The sequence below is a fragment of the Photorhabdus noenieputensis genome (assembly GCF_018448935.1).
GTDB classification, from domain to species: Bacteria; Pseudomonadota; Gammaproteobacteria; order Enterobacterales; family Enterobacteriaceae; genus Photorhabdus; species Photorhabdus noenieputensis.
This window is the reverse complement of the sequence record NZ_RCWC01000174.1, coordinates 1-579: the sequence shown is the minus strand read 5'-3', so window position 1 is coordinate 579 and position 579 is coordinate 1. Positions and strand designations below refer to the sequence as shown.

The window sequence follows — 579 nt, the reverse complement described above, 5'->3', positions numbered from 1 at the left end:
CGGGGATATTACGTTCTGTTTCACTGCAAAGGTAAATTGTATGACCATGAAGCAGGCTGAGGAATAACTCAGAAACTGAGGCGTCAAAGACATAAGCAGCAAACATTAAGGCTTTTTTTCTCTTTGTCGCATTAAAAAGCGCTGTCTGTGCCGCCACCAGATGCGCCACATTTTTGTGCTCAATCATGACCCCTTTCGGCTGGCCGGTGGTGCCAGAGGTATAGATGATATAGGCCAAATCGGTTGATTTATTGATTTGTGCCGGATTTCCCACAGGTTTGTCTGCGGTGATTGTCGGGTCATCCGCCGCTATCAGTACCGGTCGTTTTGCGCGTGTTGGTGTGTCCGTCTCCAGCATTGCCAGATACCTTTGCTGAGTGACAACACAGGGTGATTGGGTATCGTCCAAAATAAACCGAACCCGCTCTGAGGGATATTCAGGGGAGATGGGGACATAAGCGCCACCGGCTTTCAATACCGCTAAGATACTGATAACCATGTCCAGACTACGGTCGAGATAGAGGGCGATGGGAGTATCAGCTTGCACAGGGACATGATGGTGTTGCTGACAACGTTCAC

The 579-nt window shown here is 49.2% G+C and carries 1 protein-coding gene; it reads right to left on the bottom strand.

Annotated features, from left to right (window positions below; translation table 11 throughout):
• Positions 1-579: AMP-binding protein (locus EAE91_RS23715; RefSeq protein WP_214090567.1), on the bottom strand; the 579-nt coding region annotated here is incomplete at both ends.